Annotated in this window: 1 protein-coding gene; it reads right to left on the bottom strand. The window is 57.7% G+C overall.

What is annotated here, in order from left to right; translation table 11 throughout:
- The coding region (locus tag C5S62_RS04320) for a 3-deoxy-D-manno-octulosonic acid transferase (protein ID WP_275541724.1) at positions 1-634 on the bottom strand (634 nt) is incomplete at both ends.

The raw sequence follows: 634 nt of genomic DNA, 5'->3' as shown, positions 1-634 counted from the left end.
CACCACGTGCGGCGCAAGCACGAGTTTCATCTCCAGCCTACCGTTGAAGTAGGGGATGAGGATGTCTTCGTCCGGTGTCCACGAACTTCCGGCCACAAGTACCTGACGGCCTTCCGCGAAACTTCCGGCCAGCGGCAGCGGGCGGGCCTGACGGCGTATGTCAGCCACACGGTCGAAGCGCGTATCGCCCACCACACTGACGGCCTCCACGCCGAGTTTTGCCAACAGCTCGCGCGACCGTTCGTTCTGAACATAAAAATGCGTGATGCGCTTGAGACAACGCGCATAGTTGCGGCCGTAAGAGCGGAAGAATATCTGTTTGTCGCGGAATATGCTCGAAACGCTGTAAATGGGAATGCCTTCGCGATGGAGCACATCAATATAATTGCGCCAGAACTCGTATTTGATGAAGAAAGCGGCTTCGGGATGCGCCAGTCTGACGAATTTGCGGGCGTTGAGAGGCGTGTCGAAAGGAAGGTAGCACACCACATCGGCCCCCTCATAGTTTTTACGCACCTCGTAGCCCGAGGGTGAGAAGAAAGTGAGCAGTATTTTCTTTTCGGGATGCCGGCGCCGCAACCGCTCCATGAGCGGCCGGCCCTGCTCGAACTCTCCGAGTGAGGCGGCGTGGAAC

The organism is Prevotella sp. MGM2, from assembly GCF_002933955.1.
Lineage (GTDB): Bacteria > Bacteroidota > Bacteroidia > Bacteroidales > Bacteroidaceae > Alloprevotella.
This window is presented reverse-complemented; position numbering and strand designations above follow the sequence as displayed.